This window comes from Fructilactobacillus sanfranciscensis, from assembly GCF_029023685.1.
GTDB lineage: Bacteria > Bacillota > Bacilli > Lactobacillales > Lactobacillaceae > Fructilactobacillus > Fructilactobacillus sanfranciscensis.
In genome coordinates, this window is sequence record NZ_CP118925.1 from 298828 (window position 1) to 315760 (window position 16933).

Genomic DNA, 16933 nt, shown 5'->3' on the forward strand with positions numbered 1-16933 from the left:
TTTACTGATTAATTTTTATTTCACAAACTTTAAATGCAAAGGTTATAGGGCCAAAGCTTATCATGACAACCAAAAAATCAATTATGTTTTTTCAAAACTTCGTTTAATATTTCACAAAGTTTTTCAAAATAAGAAAACGCTTACATTAATTAGAAAGTGCGTTATAATTAAGGTGGAAAAGAGGAGGCTACAAAGATGAAAAAAATTGTTGTCGTCGGTTCGACTAATGTAGATAAAGTTCTAAATGTTGAAAAATATGCCCTTCCAGGTGAAACTTTGGCTATTAATACTTACCAACAATCACATGGTGGTGGTAAAGGTGCTAACCAAGCTATTGCAGCTGCTCGTTCTGGAGCAGACACTACATTTATTACTAAACTAGGTAATGATGAAGATGCGAAAATGATGGTTAAGGGTTTTAAAGCAGACGGAATGAATATTGACGATGTGATTACAACCACCAATCAAGAAACCGGAAAAGCTTACATCACTGTTGATAAATCAGGTCAAAATTCGATTTATGTCTATGGTGGTGCAAATATGGCCATGACTCCTACTGATGTTGACGCCCACAAATCGGCAATTATTAATGCTGATCGTATAATTGCTCAATTGGAAATTCCTGTTCCAGCAGTTATTGAGGCCTTTAAGATTGCGAAAGAACATGGCGTACAGACGATTTTGAACCCAGCTCCTGCTAAGGAACTTCCAGAAGAATTACTAAAATTAACTGATATTATTACTCCTAATGAATCAGAAGCAGCAACCTTAACTGGAATTGAAGTTAAAGATGAAACATCGATGTTAGCCAATGCAAAATTCTTCTTTGAAAGAGGAATTAAGATGGTTATAATCACCGTTGGTGGGCGTGGCTCGTTTTTTGCTACCCCAGATGACCATGCTTTAATTCCACCATTTCCAGCAAAGGTAGTTGATACTACTGCAGCCGGAGATACCTTTATTGGTTCTCTTGCATCACAACTAGAAATTGATTTGTCAAATATTCGAAAAGCAATGCTTTATGCTAGTCATGCTTCATCATTAACTATTCAAGTTGCAGGTGCACAGAATTCAATTCCAACCAGAGAAGCAATTTTGAATGTCATTAATCAAGATCAGATGACTAAAACAGAAATTGAAAAACAAAAAGCTCAAGCTGCAGCCTATGCTGCTAAACTTGTTCCTGACCATATTGTATTGGGATTGGGATCAGGAACAACAGCTGCTTACTTTGTTAAAGCCATTAATCAACGAATCAATGATGAGCATTTAGATATTCAATGTGTTGCAACTTCAGTGGGGACAGAAAAATTAGCTGAAAAGTTGGGCATGCGGATGTTAGATGTTAACACTATTGATCAAGTAGATTTAACGGTTGATGGTGCGGATGTTGTTGATCATCAATTTAACGGAATTAAAGGTGGTGGTGCAGCACTACTATTTGAAAAACTTGTTGCTGATATGTCTAAGCAAAATATCTGGATTGTTGATCAGAGTAAATACACCGATTCTTTAGCTGGGCATATTTTACCAATTGAAGTAATTCCTTTTGGTGGAATGGGAGTCTTTCGTTACTTGAAGGAAAATGGATATCAACCAGAATTTCGCTTTAAAGATAACGGTGATATATTGGAAACTGATTCAGGTAATTATTTAATTAACATTATCATTCCAAAAGATGCTGACTTAGAAAAATTATCCATTGATTTGAAGAAGCAAACTGGAGTAGTAGAACATGGGTTGTTCTTAAATGTTTGTGACGAATTAATTATTGGTGGAGATCAAATTAAAACAATTAAGCGTTCAGATTTATCTTAAATAAAATAGTCTAATTTGTGTTAAATTAGAGATGAACAAAGTAAAAGAAAACGTTGGAGGTATACATTATGAAAGAAGTTTCAATTAACAAAATTATTGTGGGATTAATTGCTTATCGAATCGATGATTCACAAGTTATTTACAATGATGGTCAAGGTATACTTAAATCTGATGATGATATTCTTGATGGTTACATTCGTGATAGCAAAATCATTACAGTCGTAACCCCTTCAGGTAAAGAAGTTAGACTTGAATACAAAGTAGATGTTCCTAACAAACGCGTTTTAATTAATAATTCAGCTGCCGAATTAGCTTAATTAATTTCAAGTAAAAGTTCGATTTTCTTTGGAAAATTGGACTTTTTTGTTTGATGTCACGATTTATAACACTAAACCTATTCAAGCTAAAAATAGACAGATATACTTGCAACATTAATTGATTAGGGGGAATTTATTTCATGGCAACTAACATTGTGTTTATCTTTGTTTGTTCAGTATTAGTATTTTTTATGACACCAGGATTATCTTTTTTTTATGGGGGAATGGTTCCTAAGAAACAGGTTAACAATACATTGATGTCAGTTTTCATCATGTGTAGTATTCCTGTTCTATTATGGGTAATTTGTGGTTACTCACTTTCATTTTCTGGGAACAACTGGAACTTGATTGGCGATTTACATAATTTCATGTTACATAACGTTAAAATGGGTGCTGTTTCAGCATTAACGGATGGCAAATTAAATAATGTAACGTTCATTATTTTTCAAATGATGTTTGCTGTGATTACACCAGCTTTGTTTGTAGGTGCAATTGTGGGACGGATGGACTTTAAATTTTTGATTTCATTTGTTGTTTTATGGTCAATCTTTGTTTACTATCCAATGGTACATATGGTTTGGGGTGGAGGATTTCTTCAAGGATTAGGTGCGCTAGATTTTGCCGGTGGACTAGTTGTTCACATTAATGCTGGTGTTACGGCGCTAATCTTAGCATGGTTCTTGGGACCTCGTTTAGTTAAGCAAAATGCTAGTCCAGCTAACTTAAGTTGGGTAGTTTTAGGTACTTCAATGCTTTGGGTTGGCTGGTATGGATTCAATGCTGGTTCTGCATTGAGAATGAACACGATTGCCATGCAAGCAATGCTTACTACCACAATTGCAACGGCGACTGCGATGTTAGTTTGGATCATTTTAGATGTTTTCTTTAAGAAAAATGCTTCATTATTAGGAATTTGTTCTGGGGCAGTTTGTGGGTTAGTTGCCATCACGCCAGCCTGTGGTTACGTAACAATTACTGGATCAATGGTAATTGGGTTAGTTGCTACTTTGGCAAGTTACTTATTCATTAATAAAGTTAAGCCAATCATTAAAATTGATGATACTTTGGACGCCTTTGGTTGTCATGGAATTGCTGGAATTGTTGGAAGCATTCTAACTGGATTATTTGCTAGTAAAGCAGTTAATCCAACGATTTCAGAAAGTGGTTTTTTTGAAGGTGGATCTTTACATCTACTTGGAATTCAATTAGGAGCAACCATTTTTACCGTAATTTTCACTGTTGTAATTGTTTCAATCGTGATTTTGGGACTTAAACAAATCATCAGAATGAGAATTTCAAAAGCTGAAGAAAAGCTTCGCGAATTAATGTAGGAGATAAAATGGCAGAATTTGAATTTGCTGATCGTAAGGACCTTCCACGGATTGTAGAAATTTATAATCAAGCGATTCCTGGTCGCTTAGCAACTGCAGATACCGAACCGATAACCGTTGCTAGTAGAGAAAAATGGTTTCAGGAATTTAATCATGATCATTACCCAATTTGGGTAATTAAAGTTAATCATCAAATCGTTGGTTGGATTTCGCTCGAAGCGTTTTATGGTAGACCAGCTTATGGTAAAACAGCAGAAATTTCAATTTACTTTGCTAATGATTATCACCACCATGGTTTAGGTCAACAAGCACTGCAGTTTGTTGAGGCTCAACTACCAAAGCTAAAAATTAATACAATTGTGGCATTTATCTTTTCTCATAATATTCCTAGTCAGGGATTGTTTAAGAAAAACGGTTTTGCAAAGTGGGCGCATTTGCCTGGTGTAGCCGTGATGGATGATAAATTATATAGTGTCGATATTTTAGGAAAAAAATATTAATAAAAAAAGCTCGATGAATTTTTTTAAAATTCATCGAGCTTTTAATTTTGATTATTTTAATAAATATTTAGCATCAATATCAGGATCTTGAGAAGTTAAAATCTTAGGCCCATCATTAGTAATTACTAATGTGTGTTCATATTGTGCTGAAAGGGAACCGTCAGCCGTAACGTAATAAGTCCAATCATCTTTAGCATCATAACGATCTTTAATTTTCCAAGTACCAAGTGTAACCATTGGTTCAATGGTAATCGTCATTCCGGGACGTAAGCGAAGTCCTTGACCTTTTTCACCATATGCAGGAACAGCAGGATCTTCATGAATTGAAGGTTGAATTCCGTGACCAATTAGTTCGCGGACATCACCCATACCGTTTTCATCTTCAACATATTCTTGAATGGCAGCACCAATATCACCAATTCGATTACCAACTTGAGCTTGATCAATACCCTTGTAAAGGGCAGTTTTGGTAACTTCCATTAATTTTTTGGCTTCAGGACTTACATCACCAACGGCATAAGTCCAACATGAATCGCTTTCAAATCCATCTTTGTTGACACACATGTCAACTTTAACTAGATCACCGTTTTTGAGTTTTAAACCCTTACGGGGAATTCCATGAGCAACTTCGTCGTTGATAGAAATACAAGTTCCAAATTTGTAACCATCAAATCCCTTTTCAGAGGGAGTAGCTCCATGTTCGGTAATGTATTTGTCAGCAAATTCTTCAATTTTCCAAGTATCGAGACCTGGTTTGATAAGTTTACGTAATCCTTGGTGAACACCAGCTAAAACAGCGCCAGATTCAGCCATTTTTTTAATTTCACGATCTGATTTTAATGTAATCAAGTGAGTTTTCTCCTTTAATAGTGATTTGTTTCTATATGTCTAATATACCACTAATTAAAGAAGAAACGATTAATAAAAGATTTGAGATTGTTCATTATAAATAATAGCAAAACCTCCAGGACCAGCATGGAGCATTAAAGACGGACTAACATAACTGATTTCAGTGTTAATGTCTGGCCGAGCCTCTAAAATTTCAGCCGCAATTCTACGTACTTCACTGTCATCATCGACAAATGGCAAACCGACGTCTTTGACATTGGGATTAGCAATGATATCTGCGACAATTTGATTTTCAATCTTACGTTGTTGTTTTTTACCACGACACTTGTATTTGAATTGTAATTTATCGTTTTCTAATGTCAGTACGGGTTTCAATCTAATTACCGAAGAAATAAATCCGGTTGCTTTGCTAGCACGACCTCCCTTTACCAAATAGTCTAAATTATTAATGAATAAGTAGACTTTGTTATCAGGAATTAAATTTTTTAATCTTTGAATGATTGTTTCTAATTCTGCCCCAGCTTCTGCCAGTTGAGCAGTTTTTAAAACTAAAAAGGATGTTCCCCGAGCGGCCGATTCGCTATTGATTACTTTAATTTGATTAGGGAATTGTTGGGCGGCCACTGTGGCTGTACTACTAGTTCCACTTAAAACACTCGCAATGTGGATGGAAATGATTTGGGCATCTGGATCTTGATCAATAATGGATTGATAAGCTGCAACAAAATCTCCCATACTTGGTTGACTAGTAGTGGGAAACTCTTTTTTAGTTGCCAAAATATCAGAAAATTCTTTAGAACTAATATCGATTTGATCTTTATAAGTTTTCCCTTCAAACATAACTTGAAGAGAAACCATTTGAATTTTGTATTTTTTAATTTCTTCAGCATTTAATTGGGTAGTTGTGTCAGTTACAATATGAATCATTAGAATCTCCTTAGTTGCGCAAATGTAATTAGCTTAATTATATAAATTAGACTTCGTTAAAAGAGAAAATTGAGATAATCAATTTTACGAATGTGACTAAGTGGGGATTGGAAAACGTTTTGGAAGGTTACAGATTTAAATATCTGTAAAATAAAAAAGAAGCACTAGTCTTCTTTTTCACAGGATTATTATAAATTCAAAGCCTATTCATTGCTTATTTTTTCATATTTTCTAAAAACATTTATTATCATTGAAAATATAAAGAAAACTAATACAACAATATTTAAAACCATCATCAAATTACTGCTAGAAACAAAAGCCGCAATGAACCACAAAGTTAAAGCTGCCACGATCATTGATAAGAATTCCATAATAGAAATGAATGTTGACATCATTTTGCTGTTAACGTTATATTGAAATTCAATGTTAATTTGTTATTGTGCTTCAGACTTTTTAGTCCTACCAACATCTGTTCCAAAGTAATTCGATCTTCCAATTTTATGATTTTTTTAGGAATTAAGATTTGAATTAATATAAATGCAATAATAAAACCTGATAACGACAAGAGATAGATGTTGATTCCGATGTAACTATAGATAGTTGCACCCACTCCACCACCAATTAAGCCACTGAATAACAGTGAGTAGTTATTTTTAACATTGAAATTTTTGATGCTTTCATGCTTTCTTTTGATTGTTTTAACAAAATATGTATCCAATGATCCAGTCATTCCCGCCGATGACATTCCATAAAAAAACCACGCTAAACTAATTAAAAGAAATGAACTTGTTGAAAAAATTAAAAAATAAGAGATGAAGATGAAAATTAACGATAATTGATACATGTTTTTTCTGAAATAATATCAGAGATTATTCCAGATGGAATTTCCATGATTAGTGCATCAATCATGAAAATGCTTTGAATTAAAGAAATTTGACTGATTGAAAAACCTTTATCCAATAAAATTACAGATAATATGGCATGGGCAATACCCTAGAAAAGTTATACATGAAATTTCCAGTTAAAAAGCTTTTTATTTGTGTATTTAAAGAATCCATATGGATTTTCCTCCACCATATTAATCGTTATTTATTTATTTGTTTTTTTGGAAATTCCATCTGAAATGAAGGTAGTTGCAATTCCTTTAATGAAACGCTGATGACGTTTCTTACTACAGAGATAGTCAACGTAGTGATTACCAGCAAAGAAAAAAATAACAACCACAATTAAGTTAGCTAATGTTGAAAATTCACCTAATTCAAGTTTTTCCATGACTTCATAGCTTGAAACAATCGCATGTAGAAAACCAGCATAGGAAACAAAGTACCAAGCAAATTCTTTATTATAAAAGCTATAAAAATTTTTCAAATCTTTTTTGTTAGAAGCCAGTCTAACTAACTGTTGATGGGTATTCTTTTTATAATAATGAAGGAGAAGGGGAGGAAAAAGCCAATAAACAAATGAAATGCTTTTTTTCTTTCCTTTGCTACCTTGATATTTAGCAAAAACCGTATTTGATTCCATTAATTCCATTTTCCCTTGATAAAGTGGAAAAATAAATAAAAGCCAATCAGCTACAAACGCACATAGTACAGTAAATTTTTCCACAACAAAAACTCCTTTATTTGCTTAATAATGTTATTAAAAACGTTTTTGGCATAAATTGCAATTAGTTTTGAGAGAATCAGTTATCTGATAAACTTTATTTGTATGTTATGATGGAAGTTGACGAAGTTATTAAAATAAACACAAAAAGGTGATAATTAAGTGAGTAAAGTATTTAACAAAAAGGATTTTTTTGTCCTGATTGTCGGAATTTTAGCTGTCATTATTGGATTTGTCTATATTCAATTTGGAGTGGGCGTTGATGATAAACCTGAATCAGTTAATTCACAACAACCAATTATTTTTGTTTCTGATCAAAATCGAACTTCAAGTGCTGCACGACATTTAGTAACTACGACAAGCCGTTCTGGTGGATCAGTTGCTATGCATGTTGATGTTTATGATAATGGTAAGATTCAGTATCTTGCCAATAAGAACGTGAAGGAAGCTAAGCAACCGATTATTGAGGTTAGTTACAGTAGTCGTTCTAATACAACAAAAGAACAGTCTGCTAAATTACAAGCAATTTTAGTTCATTTGAATAAAAAGTATGGATATAAAACATATGATGCAATTGGGTTCGGGTCAGGTGCATTGACGGTTTATGATAATGCAATCACATATGGAACAAAGAAAAATAAGATGAATTTAAGTCATTTTATTTCAATTGCGGGACCATATCAAGGGGTAATGGATGATCATCCAAATGATCCGCATGCAACGCCAAATCAGATGACCAATGATCATCAGATACATTCCCATATCCAAGTTAATAATCAACAAATTACAAATAGTCGTTTCCCCAATTATTCTGATTTAAAGAAGAAATCAGGTAATTTGGACGAAAACACTAAGGTTCTTAATATATACGGAGTCTTAAGTCCAAGTGATAAATCAGATGGTCGTGTTAGTGAACAATCAGCAACTGCGATTAAAAAATTAGTTAAGTCTGATAATTACCAATCACTTCGCCTTACTGGGCCAGCCGCATTACATTCTAATATTTTAGATAATCAAATTGCTGAAAGACTAGTTAATCGTTTCTTATTCAGTGATTAAAAAAATTCCTCATCCATTTGGATGGGGAATTTTTGTTTATTACCAGATTTTTACTCGTTTTTCGGGAGCAAGATACATTTCATCTTGTTCAGTAACGTCAAAAGTTGTGTAAAAATCATCTAAGTTTTTAACTTGAACGGATGCTCTTAATGGTGCGGGAGCATGAACGTCAATTGAAAGTAATAGTTGTTGGTATTCTGGGGTAGCTTTCATCCGCCAAATTCTTGACCAATTAATGAAGAATGCTGCTAAATCAACATCATCTTCATTTTTAGCAGCTGCTTCGGCACAACTAAGACCACCGGCATCAGCAATGTTTTCAGAAACAGTTAGTTTTCCGTTAACCTTGCTGCCTGCAAATGGAATGCCATTAAATTCAGCAATCATTTGATCAGCTAATTTTTGGAAATGCTCATGATCAGCTTTGGTCCACCAGTTGTTAAGGTTTCCAAATTCATCAAAAAGTGATCCATTGTTATCAAAGGCATGAGAAATTTCATGGGCAATAACTGCTCCAACCCCACCATAGTTTTCACTTGAGCTTTGTTCCAAGCTATAAAATGGGGCTTGCAAAATAGCGGCAGGGAAGACAATTATATTTTTGAAAGGATGGTAATAAGCGTTAACTGTAGAAGCACTCATTTCCCAACGTTCTCTTTCAACAGGTTGATTCCACTTGGCAAAAGAATCTTGGGTAGCAATTTTGCCAAAGTTTCTAGCATTATTTAATAAGGATAATTTTTCATCAACGTGGAATTTACTGTAAAGAGGATCAACTTCGTCAGGGTAACCAACTTGAATTCCGAGACTTGTTAACTTTTTAACGGCCATTTGTTTTGTTTCAGGACTCAACCAATCGTTGTTTTCTAGTCTGTTTTTATAAACAGCAATCATATTTTCGACCATGTGATGAACATCTGCTTTGGCTTTTTCACCAAAGTATTTGTGTCCATAGTAATCACCAACAACTTGATCAAAAGTACCGGAAGCAAGGTAATAAGCAGCTTTAGTTGGGTTAGTAGCTTCTTTTTTACCAGACAAAGCACGACTGTAAATGCCACCAACTTGACGGAACTCTTCGCTAAGTAATGAACTGTAACCACTCACTGTTTTAACAATCATCCAAGCTTTCATCAAATCAAAGTTTTGTGGAGTTAATAATTCCTCTAAATGTTCAAAGTATTTAGGTTCAGTAACAATAACTGTATTAGGAACTTCGCCTACTAATTGATTAATTGCTGCTTTTAAGTTTAAAGCAGTCGTTGAACTAGCTAATTCATCAGTAGTTTGAGGATTGTACATCTTACTGTAATCGGCAGATTCTTCAGCTGACTTAACGTTTGGCACAATTAGCTTATCAAACGCTTTGGCTTTTTCAACGGTTTCAACTGCTTCAGCATGATTATAACCAATCATTTCTAATAATTTAACGTTCATATCAGTAAAAATTGGCATTAATTGTGCGTAAGCTGGGTTACCATCTTCATAGTATGTTTTATCAGGCATGAATAGAGAAGGACTTTCGGCAAATAAAGCATTAAGTTTTGCATTTTTCATATCAGGATCAATTCCTAGACTGAATGGAGTAGGTAATCCACTTAAAATCCAATCTGGGAGTTGATCATTAAGAGCTTGATAATTGGCAAGATTATTAATTCTATCAATAACTGGAAGTAATGGTGTGGCACCATCAGCATCACGATGTGCGTAATCTTCTGCCATTTTGTAAAACTTAGTATATTCTTTTAATTCGGGAGTTTTAGCTGTAAGTGAGCCATCAGCTAAAGCAGCGGAATCATACATCAAGGTTTTGTCGATGCCGTCAACTAAATCCATAAAACCACCAACAGATGAGTGATCACCGGGAATGGTAGCTTGTTTAATCCAGGTACCATTTACGGCATCATAGATGTTTTGCTTAATTTCATTTTTATCTACTGTAAACTTGTCTTTTGTCATATTTAGCAAATCCTTTCAATGATTGTTATTAATAGTAACAAAAAAACTACGTAAAAGTAACTTTAACGTAGTTTTTTCTAAATTTAATTTGGTTTTTAAATGATTAGAAGTAATGTCCGAAAATGATACCCACGAAATAGTGAATAAACATTGTTAAAATTCCGACGAAAACGTTCCGAATAATAGCAGTTTTAACGATTCCTTTTCCAAGAATTGCACTAAAGTAACCAGTTAAGGCAACTGCAATTACAACGGCAATAATGGTTCCTGTCCATTTAAATTCTGTGGGAAGTAGGGTCATTGCCAATAATGGAAGTGAACCACCAAGAGCGGCAGATACTAATGAAGAAAAAGCAGCTGACCAGGGGCTCATGTAATGACCAATTTGCATATCATATTTAACTGAGACCATAGTTTGAAGGGCGTTTTTACTTAATAAATCATCAGCAATTTCATCGGCAGTAGTTTCTGAAATTCCCCGTTCCATGTAGTAGTCTACAACGTCTTGACGTTCACCGGTAAAGTTAGTATCTAATAACGTTTCTTCTTCACGAACGGCAGATTCTTCTGTATCACGTTGAGAACTAACTGAGGCATATTCTCCTCCGGCCATTGAAAAGGCACAAGCAAGTAAGTCCGCAAGACCAGCAATGAAAATTGTATAGATGTCAGTAGTTGCTACTCCGACAGAGAATAGCACACCAACAACAGTTAAAATTCCGTCGTTAGAACCAAGGACTCCGGCTCGAAGGTTATTTAATCGTTCGTCCATTGTTAATTTATGATGCTTTTTAAATAGTTTCATGATTTATTCCTCCTAACCTGCTAAAATTCCAACCAATACCCCAACTGAGTATGTAACAGTCATGGTAACGATTCCTGAGATTACGTTTCGTAATACTGAATGTGTCTTGTTAGCTTTACTCAAAATTGCAGCTAAATAACCGGTAATTGCTAGAGCAATAATCACAGCAATAAAAGTCGTGGCAATATGCATGTTCTTAGGACCCACAAAGATTGAAATCAAAGGAAGTAATGATCCTAAAGGAAATGAAATCAAAGATGCCAAAGCAGCTGCATATGGACTAGTGAATTTACTTGGGTCAAATGAGTAACGTTCCCGTACAGCAGTGGTAAGTGCATTATTAGTCATCATTTCAGTAGTTGCTTTATGTGCTAATTCTTCAGCCATTCCAGTTGCCATGTATTTTTGTTGAACGAAATCAAATTCTTTTTGATAATTATCAGCTAAGGCTTGTTTCTCAGTAGCAACGGCTTTACGTTCGGAATCCTTTTGACTATTAACCGAAACATATTCACCCATGGTCATAGAAACACTACCGGCTAGCATTCCGGCTAAACCAGACACCAAGATGGCCCAATTACTGGTAGAGGCCCCAGCTACCCCTAAAACAATTCCAGCAATTGACAAAATCCCATCATTGGCACCCATCACACTAGCCCGTAAAACGTTAATTTTTTGGGCTAATGACATTTTTTTCTTTTTCATAATCGAGACTCCCTATTTGGAATTATTCTAATTTATAACACTCTTTTATTTTACCTTAAAATTTAATTGTAGTAAATACTAAATTTGAGTTGGGTATTTAATTTTAAAAATTCTATTTAGAGATGGATATTTAACAATGTCTAATGTATGATCATTCATTTGTGCTAAATAGACATTTGAAATATTAGTGTGTTTAGCTTGTAACATTTCATTTAATTGTTCTTCCGTAATTCCTTCACGTTTTAAAGAATTTGGATTTAATTGTCCATCAGAAATAAGAGGGTAGCTGACAGAGTCATCATCGTAAGTGTTAACGATAAGTTGTTCATTTTGTTCTAAAGTAGCATTTTGGACATCTTTAATATCATTAACTCCATGAGTTCGAAGTTTGAATGTTAATTCACTGGCAGTTATACCATTTTTGAGAGCTCGACGCACGTTAATGATTCCATTTGAAATCAAAACTTGTGGGCTCCCGTTAATCAGCTTATTTAAAGTTGTATTCTGCGAGGTTAAAAATTTAATTGTAAAGACAATTACCGACCAAATTAACATAATGACAATGAATTGAAGGTTAGTAATTTGAGAATTGTAAATGGTTCCCCCAATAATTCCCCCAAGAATGTAGTTTTGAACCTGATCAATGGCATTAGAAGGGGCTAAGTTACCTTTTCCAGAGAGGTTTATTTGAAGCACAATCGTAATTAAACCAACGATAAACTTCAAGGCAATGTCCCAGTAATCCATTTCACCATTTGTTCCGCCAGCACTACCAAAACTAAAATCAGCAGATTTAACTTGATGGGGTTGATTAACTAAATTTGTTTTTGCTAATGAATAACTAGATTGATCACCATTGAAACTAACAGTATAGTATTTTTTCCCAATTTGTAAGGTCATGCCATCAGCAAGAGTAGTGCTACTTGAATAAATTTGATTAGTAGAAACATGATGGTCTTTGGCAACTTTTTTAATTAATTGGACAGTTTAACCAGTTTTACTATCAGAATTTTGTTGGTCAATTAAACGACCAGCTTGCATTTCGATGATTAATGCTCCAATCATCGAAACTAAAATAAATAAGGTACGAAAACGAGGATTATTTTGGTTTCGGTAGTAAAAAATTCCACTGATAATCATAACTAGGGCAATAAAAGCCGTTAGAATTGAATGAAAATAGGTGATTAAGTTAAAACTATGTTCAATGTATTGTAATGAATATAAATTCATAGTTCAGACTCCTTAATTAAAATATGTATTAAAAAACCCACGAAATTGATTCGTGGGAAATTTTTATTGGTTCGCAAGCTTTTCTTGGCATTCTTTACAAATCCCATGAATGGAAATGCTTGATACAGTTGGTTTGAAACCAACTGTGCGAGTTTTATCTTTCAAATTTTTTTCAATCTCTGCAAACTCAGGATCATCGATATCGATAATCTTATTACAGATATCACAGGCAGCGTGCAAATGAGGGTGATCGTAGAAATCGTAACGATAACCACTGTCAACACTAGGTAATTCAATAATTAAATTCAACTTTTTGAAGAGTCGTAAGTTATTGTAAACCGTTGCCATGCTTAAATTAGGAAAAGTTTTGTCTAACACGTTGAAAATAGTTTCAACAGTGGGATGATTGTCGTTTTCAATCAAATATTTTAAGATAATTTGTCTTTGCGGAGTAATGCGAACGTTATTTTCTTTCAAACGTTTCATCGCATTATCGTAATGTTTATTAGTCATACTTGCCTCGTTTTTAAATTACTAATGTTGCATTAAAATTTTATTAAATGCGCTGAAATCAAGCCAAGTTTACTTCGACTGCCAAAATTTTTTGACAGAAGAAATTAGCTCATTTAAATTGTACACTATGTTATTACTATACCATGATTTAGGAAAAAAGTCATGATACCGATTTTCAATAAAACGGTTATCCATCAACAGAATAATTCCCTTGTCACTTGTACCTCGGATTAAACGTCCGGCAGCCTGAAAAACATTATTTAGACCAGGTAATTGGTATGCATACTCGAAACCATGGCCATTTTTTTCATCAAAGTAATCACGAATTAAATTAGTTTCGTGATTTAAACCAGGTAAGCCAACACTTACAATTCCAACTCCAATTAATTTATCCCCAACCAGATCAATTCCTTCAGAAAAGATTCCACCTAAGAGTGCAAATCCAAGTACTGGTTTAGTATCTGGATGATCAAAGGCATGCAAAAAGTCGGCACGAGCATCATCGTTCATGGCTGATTCTTGTTTAACTAGGTTAATCTCGGGGTACTTTTGATGAAAAGCATCATAAATAGTCTGTAAATACTGATTAGAGGGGGCAAAAATAAGATAATTACCTCTTTTACCGTCAATTAGTCTTTTAATGGAAGCAACAATTTTTGGAATACTTTGATCTCTTTGGTTATAACGAGTATCGATATAAGAAGTTATTAATATTTCCCGATTTTTAGGATCAAAAGGTGAGTCAAGTTGATATTTAAGACTATCAACTTCATCTCCTAATACCGAACTGTAATAATCCATAGGAGAAAGGGTCGCAGAAAATAATACAGCACCGCCTCCTAAATTTAAAGTATCAGCTAAAAAGGTACTGGGATCCATACAAAACAAACGGACCGTCACACCAGCATCATTCAATAAGACGCGTAACCGATAATTAGGTCCAAAATATTCATTGATCTTAGTATAACTAATACATTGAAAAAAGTAGTCGAGTACGGTATCGCTAGTTTCGGATGGCTTGGCTTTCGCTAACCATTTTCGTAAAACTTTAGTTAGGTTAATAACTGCTTTCGTAAATTTTTCATTTTCTTCGAGGTACTCTGCTTGAGTTTGGTGTTCATCTTTTAAGGGTTTGGCAATTGCATTAAATGCACGGTTTAAACTACGTAATTTAGTTAAAATATTTTTATTTTTTTCTTTATCCTCACTAAAAATTTTGATTAGGTTTTTGATGGGTTCGGAGGTTAAATCAGTTGAATACATGTCTCGAGAACGATCAACTAGATTGTGAGCTTCGTCAATTAAGAAGAAATTATCAGGGTTTTCCACTTCAAAATAACGAGTGAGGTGAACACGGGGATCAAACAGATAATTATAATCGCCAATAATAATATCGCAAAATAGGCTAGCATCTAAAGAAAACTCAAAAGGGTCTAGGGTATGTTTGCGAGCATATTCTTCAATAATTGGACGAGTAATCTGATGTTCATGGGTTAACAAATCTTTTAAGGCAGGCTTAAGTCGATCATAATAACCTACCATAAAGGGATTTTGTTCAGGACGCAAATCCGCCTCTTCAGGGAATTTAATTTTATCTTTAGCAGTTAGCGTAATGCTATGAAGTTGTAAGCCATTTTCACTCATCATGCTAATAGCTTCTTCGGCAACGCGTCTTGTTGACTGTTTTGCAGTAAGATAAAAGGCTCGTTCCGTTAGTTGTGAGCCCATCGCTTTGATAACCGGGAAGAGGGTAGAAATTGTTTTCCCAGTTCCCGTGGGAGCTTCAGCAAAAAGGTGCTTATGATATAAAACTGATTTATAAACTACAGCAGCTAATTCACGTTGTCCTTTGCGATAAGCACCAAAAGGAAATTTTACCTTTTGTGCTGACGTTACTTTTTCGGCTTGTAATTGATCTTGTAATCGAATCCATTCAGCATACTCATTAATTAACTTTTGGAAAAATTCAGTAGCATCTGCTTGAGTGATGGTTTGTTTGGTTTCTGTAATGATTTCATCAGGCGTCTGAACATAGGTTAGCTTTAGAGTAACTTCAATAATTTCTGGATTGGCCTTCATTAATAAATAAGCATAGGCCTTGGCTTGTCCCCAATACAAAGTTAATTTATTTTGAGGTAACTCTTTAAATTCAATATCTGAAGTTTTGATTTCTTCAATTTCAGCCGTTGTATCTTGTAAGATAACACCATCCGCACGACCATCAACCGTAAATTTGTGGCCATTAATTTGGGTATTATCAGCGAGATAATATTCAGCTTGATAGTTTTCGGTCCGATTTCGCTGTAATTTTTGGTGAATTCTGGTTCCTGCTTGAGCAGTATTAGTACTATTCATGGCGGAATTTAAGTCACCACTTCGTAAAATAAAGCCCACCATATCACGAACACCAATTTTATTCATAAGTTTTCACCTTCTTTCTGTGCAAACAAAAAAAGTAACCATATTACAGTTACTTTTATACTTCAGCCCAATGATTAAGTTGTTCAGAATGTTTACCAAGATATTGCATTGCTTCATGAACTAATTTATCGACATCGTTTTTGGTATTATCAGGAGCGGTGTGATAAAAGTCACTGACGAAACCTTGTGCGATGGCTTGGTATTTTTGTTTTCTTCCATAACCAGAATCATTAAAAAGTTGGTCAAGGCCAGTAATATCATTTTTGCCGGCTGCATAAATTTTTTGTGCTAAATCAGGTACGGGTCCCAAAATAGTCTTAGCATATGTAATTAGAAAATCATTCATATCAATTACAATTTTTTCTCTTGCTTCTTTTTCTATTTTTTTACCTGACATCTCTTTCACCTCACCTCTATTTTAGACCAGATTTTCCAGAATGGGAAATCATGTTACTAATGCCGACTACTTCTAAAATTATGATTACTTTTCACTTTAATTTCATGGCGTTTATAGTGTAAAACATCGCGATCAGATACAAAATGAAAATGTTGCATTTTACCGTGATAGTCTTTTCCAGCTAAACGCAAAGATAACCAATTTTCCATGATTTCAATAATACTTTGAGCGGCTTGAATGCGTTCAGGAACGTTTTCAGTTTTAGCAATGGGGAGAACATTTGTTTTAACTTGGTTAAGTAACTTAAAGTGATATTGGAGTAGTTCATTGGTCAATGGAGCTTGGCAATATTGGTTAAATAGTTTTTGAATTTTACGCATTGCATCTTTTGAATTAGTGGGTTGATAATAACGATTAGAATTTGGCATTGAAATTCCCTTTCTTTTTTGGATAAAAGCTAACTTAATTAAAAGAAAATAATGGTCTAGAATGTCTAC

General features: G+C 34.2%; 17 protein-coding genes and 1 pseudogene. 5 read left to right on the forward strand and 13 right to left on the reverse strand.

The window, feature by feature from the left end; all coding sequences use genetic code 11:
* The first annotated feature begins 195 nt into the window (after positions 1–195).
* The 4 genes from rbsK to PY770_RS01500 all read left to right on the forward strand — a co-directional run bounded on the left by rbsK (position 196) and on the right by PY770_RS01500 (position 3966).
* A complete protein-coding gene (rbsK, locus tag PY770_RS01485; RefSeq protein WP_163600823.1) occupies positions 196–1818 on the forward strand; it encodes a ribokinase in 1623 nt (540 codons plus the stop codon).
* A gap of 68 nt (positions 1819–1886) precedes the next feature.
* Complete coding sequence (locus PY770_RS01490; RefSeq protein ID WP_163600824.1) at positions 1887–2135, forward strand: hypothetical protein; 249 nt, start codon at positions 1887–1889, stop codon at positions 2133–2135.
* Positions 2136–2275: 140 nt separating this feature from the next.
* Positions 2276–3466 carry an ammonium transporter gene (locus tag PY770_RS01495; RefSeq protein WP_163600825.1) on the forward strand — a complete coding sequence of 397 codons (1191 nt, stop codon included), beginning with the start codon at positions 2276–2278 and terminating at the stop codon, positions 3464–3466.
* 8 nt (positions 3467–3474) lie between these two features.
* Positions 3475–3966, forward strand: a complete 492-nt coding sequence (locus PY770_RS01500) for a GNAT family N-acetyltransferase (RefSeq protein WP_139562884.1) — start codon at positions 3475–3477, stop codon at positions 3964–3966.
* 51 nt (positions 3967–4017) lie between these two features.
* Here the strand turns inward: PY770_RS01500 and map are convergent, their stop codons facing one another.
* The 4 genes from map to PY770_RS01520 form a co-directional block, all read right to left on the reverse strand.
* Entirely contained in the window at positions 4018–4815 is a 798-nt protein-coding gene (gene map / locus PY770_RS01505) for a type I methionyl aminopeptidase (protein ID WP_103428807.1), read from the reverse strand.
* Positions 4816–4884: 69 nt separating this feature from the next.
* Positions 4885–5742 (reverse strand): DegV family protein, encoded by an 858-nt coding sequence (locus PY770_RS01510; protein WP_168848084.1) that lies wholly within the window; start codon positions 5740–5742, stop codon positions 4885–4887.
* 391 nt (positions 5743–6133) lie between these two features.
* Positions 6134–6487: a hypothetical protein gene (locus PY770_RS01515; RefSeq protein WP_163600827.1), complete on the reverse strand. Its 354-nt coding sequence runs from the start codon at positions 6485–6487 to the stop codon at positions 6134–6136.
* A gap of 344 nt (positions 6488–6831) precedes the next feature.
* Entirely contained in the window at positions 6832–7350 is a 519-nt protein-coding gene (locus tag PY770_RS01520) for a hypothetical protein (protein ID WP_163600828.1), read from the reverse strand.
* A 159-nt stretch (positions 7351–7509) separates the two neighbouring features.
* Here PY770_RS01520 and PY770_RS01525 point away from each other — a divergent pair, with 159 nt between their 5' ends.
* Positions 7510–8406: an alpha/beta hydrolase gene (locus PY770_RS01525; RefSeq protein ID WP_275046015.1), complete on the forward strand. Its 897-nt coding sequence runs from the start codon at positions 7510–7512 to the stop codon at positions 8404–8406.
* Positions 8407–8445: 39 nt separating this feature from the next.
* Here the strand turns inward: PY770_RS01525 and PY770_RS01530 are convergent, their stop codons facing one another.
* From PY770_RS01530 to PY770_RS01570, 9 genes and pseudogenes are all read right to left on the reverse strand, one after another.
* Positions 8446–10365: a M13 family metallopeptidase gene (locus tag PY770_RS01530; RefSeq protein WP_163600829.1), complete on the reverse strand. Its 1920-nt coding sequence runs from the start codon at positions 10363–10365 to the stop codon at positions 8446–8448.
* 103 nt (positions 10366–10468) lie between these two features.
* Positions 10469–11170 (reverse strand): VIT1/CCC1 transporter family protein, encoded by a 702-nt coding sequence (locus PY770_RS01535; protein ID WP_103423466.1) that lies wholly within the window; start codon positions 11168–11170, stop codon positions 10469–10471.
* Between the two features lie 12 nt (positions 11171–11182).
* A complete protein-coding gene (locus tag PY770_RS01540; protein ID WP_056957686.1) occupies positions 11183–11875 on the reverse strand; it encodes a VIT1/CCC1 transporter family protein in 693 nt (230 codons plus the stop codon).
* Between the two features lie 78 nt (positions 11876–11953).
* A complete protein-coding gene (locus tag PY770_RS01545; RefSeq protein WP_337740784.1) occupies positions 11954–12622 on the reverse strand; it encodes a DUF421 domain-containing protein in 669 nt (222 codons plus the stop codon).
* A gap of 72 nt (positions 12623–12694) precedes the next feature.
* A pseudogene (locus PY770_RS01550) lies at positions 12695–13105 on the reverse strand (DUF3290 family protein); the annotation flags it as partial.
* Between the two features lie 63 nt (positions 13106–13168).
* Positions 13169–13618: a Fur family transcriptional regulator gene (locus PY770_RS01555; RefSeq protein ID WP_014081618.1), complete on the reverse strand. Its 450-nt coding sequence runs from the start codon at positions 13616–13618 to the stop codon at positions 13169–13171.
* Between the two features lie 69 nt (positions 13619–13687).
* Entirely contained in the window at positions 13688–16039 is a 2352-nt protein-coding gene (locus PY770_RS01560) for an ATP-dependent DNA helicase (RefSeq protein WP_163600830.1), read from the reverse strand.
* 55 nt (positions 16040–16094) lie between these two features.
* Positions 16095–16436 (reverse strand): hypothetical protein, encoded by a 342-nt coding sequence (locus PY770_RS01565; protein ID WP_014081620.1) that lies wholly within the window; start codon positions 16434–16436, stop codon positions 16095–16097.
* Between the two features lie 56 nt (positions 16437–16492).
* Positions 16493–16864, reverse strand: coding sequence for a hypothetical protein (locus tag PY770_RS01570; RefSeq protein ID WP_103428798.1), 372 nt, complete (start codon positions 16862–16864; stop codon positions 16493–16495).
* Positions 16865–16933: the final 69 nt, after the last annotated feature.

Excerpts from the sequence above, each read along its gene's own strand:
- PY770_RS01495 (WP_163600825.1), top strand. The coding sequence starts at position 2,276 with ATGGCAACTAACATTGTGTTTATCTTTGTTTGTTCAGTATTAGTATTT.
- PY770_RS01570 (WP_103428798.1), bottom strand. The coding sequence starts at position 16,864 with ATGCCAAATTCTAATCGTTATTATCAACCCACTAATTCAAAAGATGCA.
- PY770_RS01535 (WP_103423466.1), bottom strand. The coding sequence starts at position 11,170 with ATGAAACTATTTAAAAAGCATCATAAATTAACAATGGACGAACGATTA.
- PY770_RS01530 (WP_163600829.1), bottom strand. The coding sequence starts at position 10,365 with ATGACAAAAGACAAGTTTACAGTAGATAAAAATGAAATTAAGCAAAAC.
- PY770_RS01490 (WP_163600824.1), top strand. The coding sequence starts at position 1,887 with ATGAAAGAAGTTTCAATTAACAAAATTATTGTGGGATTAATTGCTTAT.
- PY770_RS01555 (WP_014081618.1), bottom strand. The coding sequence starts at position 13,618 with ATGACTAATAAACATTACGATAATGCGATGAAACGTTTGAAAGAAAAT.
- PY770_RS01515 (WP_163600827.1), bottom strand. The coding sequence starts at position 6,487 with ATGTCATCGGCGGGAATGACTGGATCATTGGATACATATTTTGTTAAA.
- PY770_RS01540 (WP_056957686.1), bottom strand. The coding sequence starts at position 11,875 with ATGAAAAAGAAAAAAATGTCATTAGCCCAAAAAATTAACGTTTTACGG.
- PY770_RS01560 (WP_163600830.1), bottom strand. The coding sequence starts at position 16,039 with ATGAATAAAATTGGTGTTCGTGATATGGTGGGCTTTATTTTACGAAGT.
- PY770_RS01565 (WP_014081620.1), bottom strand. The coding sequence starts at position 16,436 with ATGTCAGGTAAAAAAATAGAAAAAGAAGCAAGAGAAAAAATTGTAATT.
- PY770_RS01545 (WP_337740784.1), bottom strand. The coding sequence starts at position 12,622 with ATGGATTACTGGGACATTGCCTTGAAGTTTATCGTTGGTTTAATTACG.
- rbsK (WP_163600823.1), top strand. The coding sequence starts at position 196 with ATGAAAAAAATTGTTGTCGTCGGTTCGACTAATGTAGATAAAGTTCTA.
- PY770_RS01510 (WP_168848084.1), bottom strand. The coding sequence starts at position 5,742 with ATGATTCATATTGTAACTGACACAACTACCCAATTAAATGCTGAAGAA.
- PY770_RS01500 (WP_139562884.1), top strand. The coding sequence starts at position 3,475 with ATGGCAGAATTTGAATTTGCTGATCGTAAGGACCTTCCACGGATTGTA.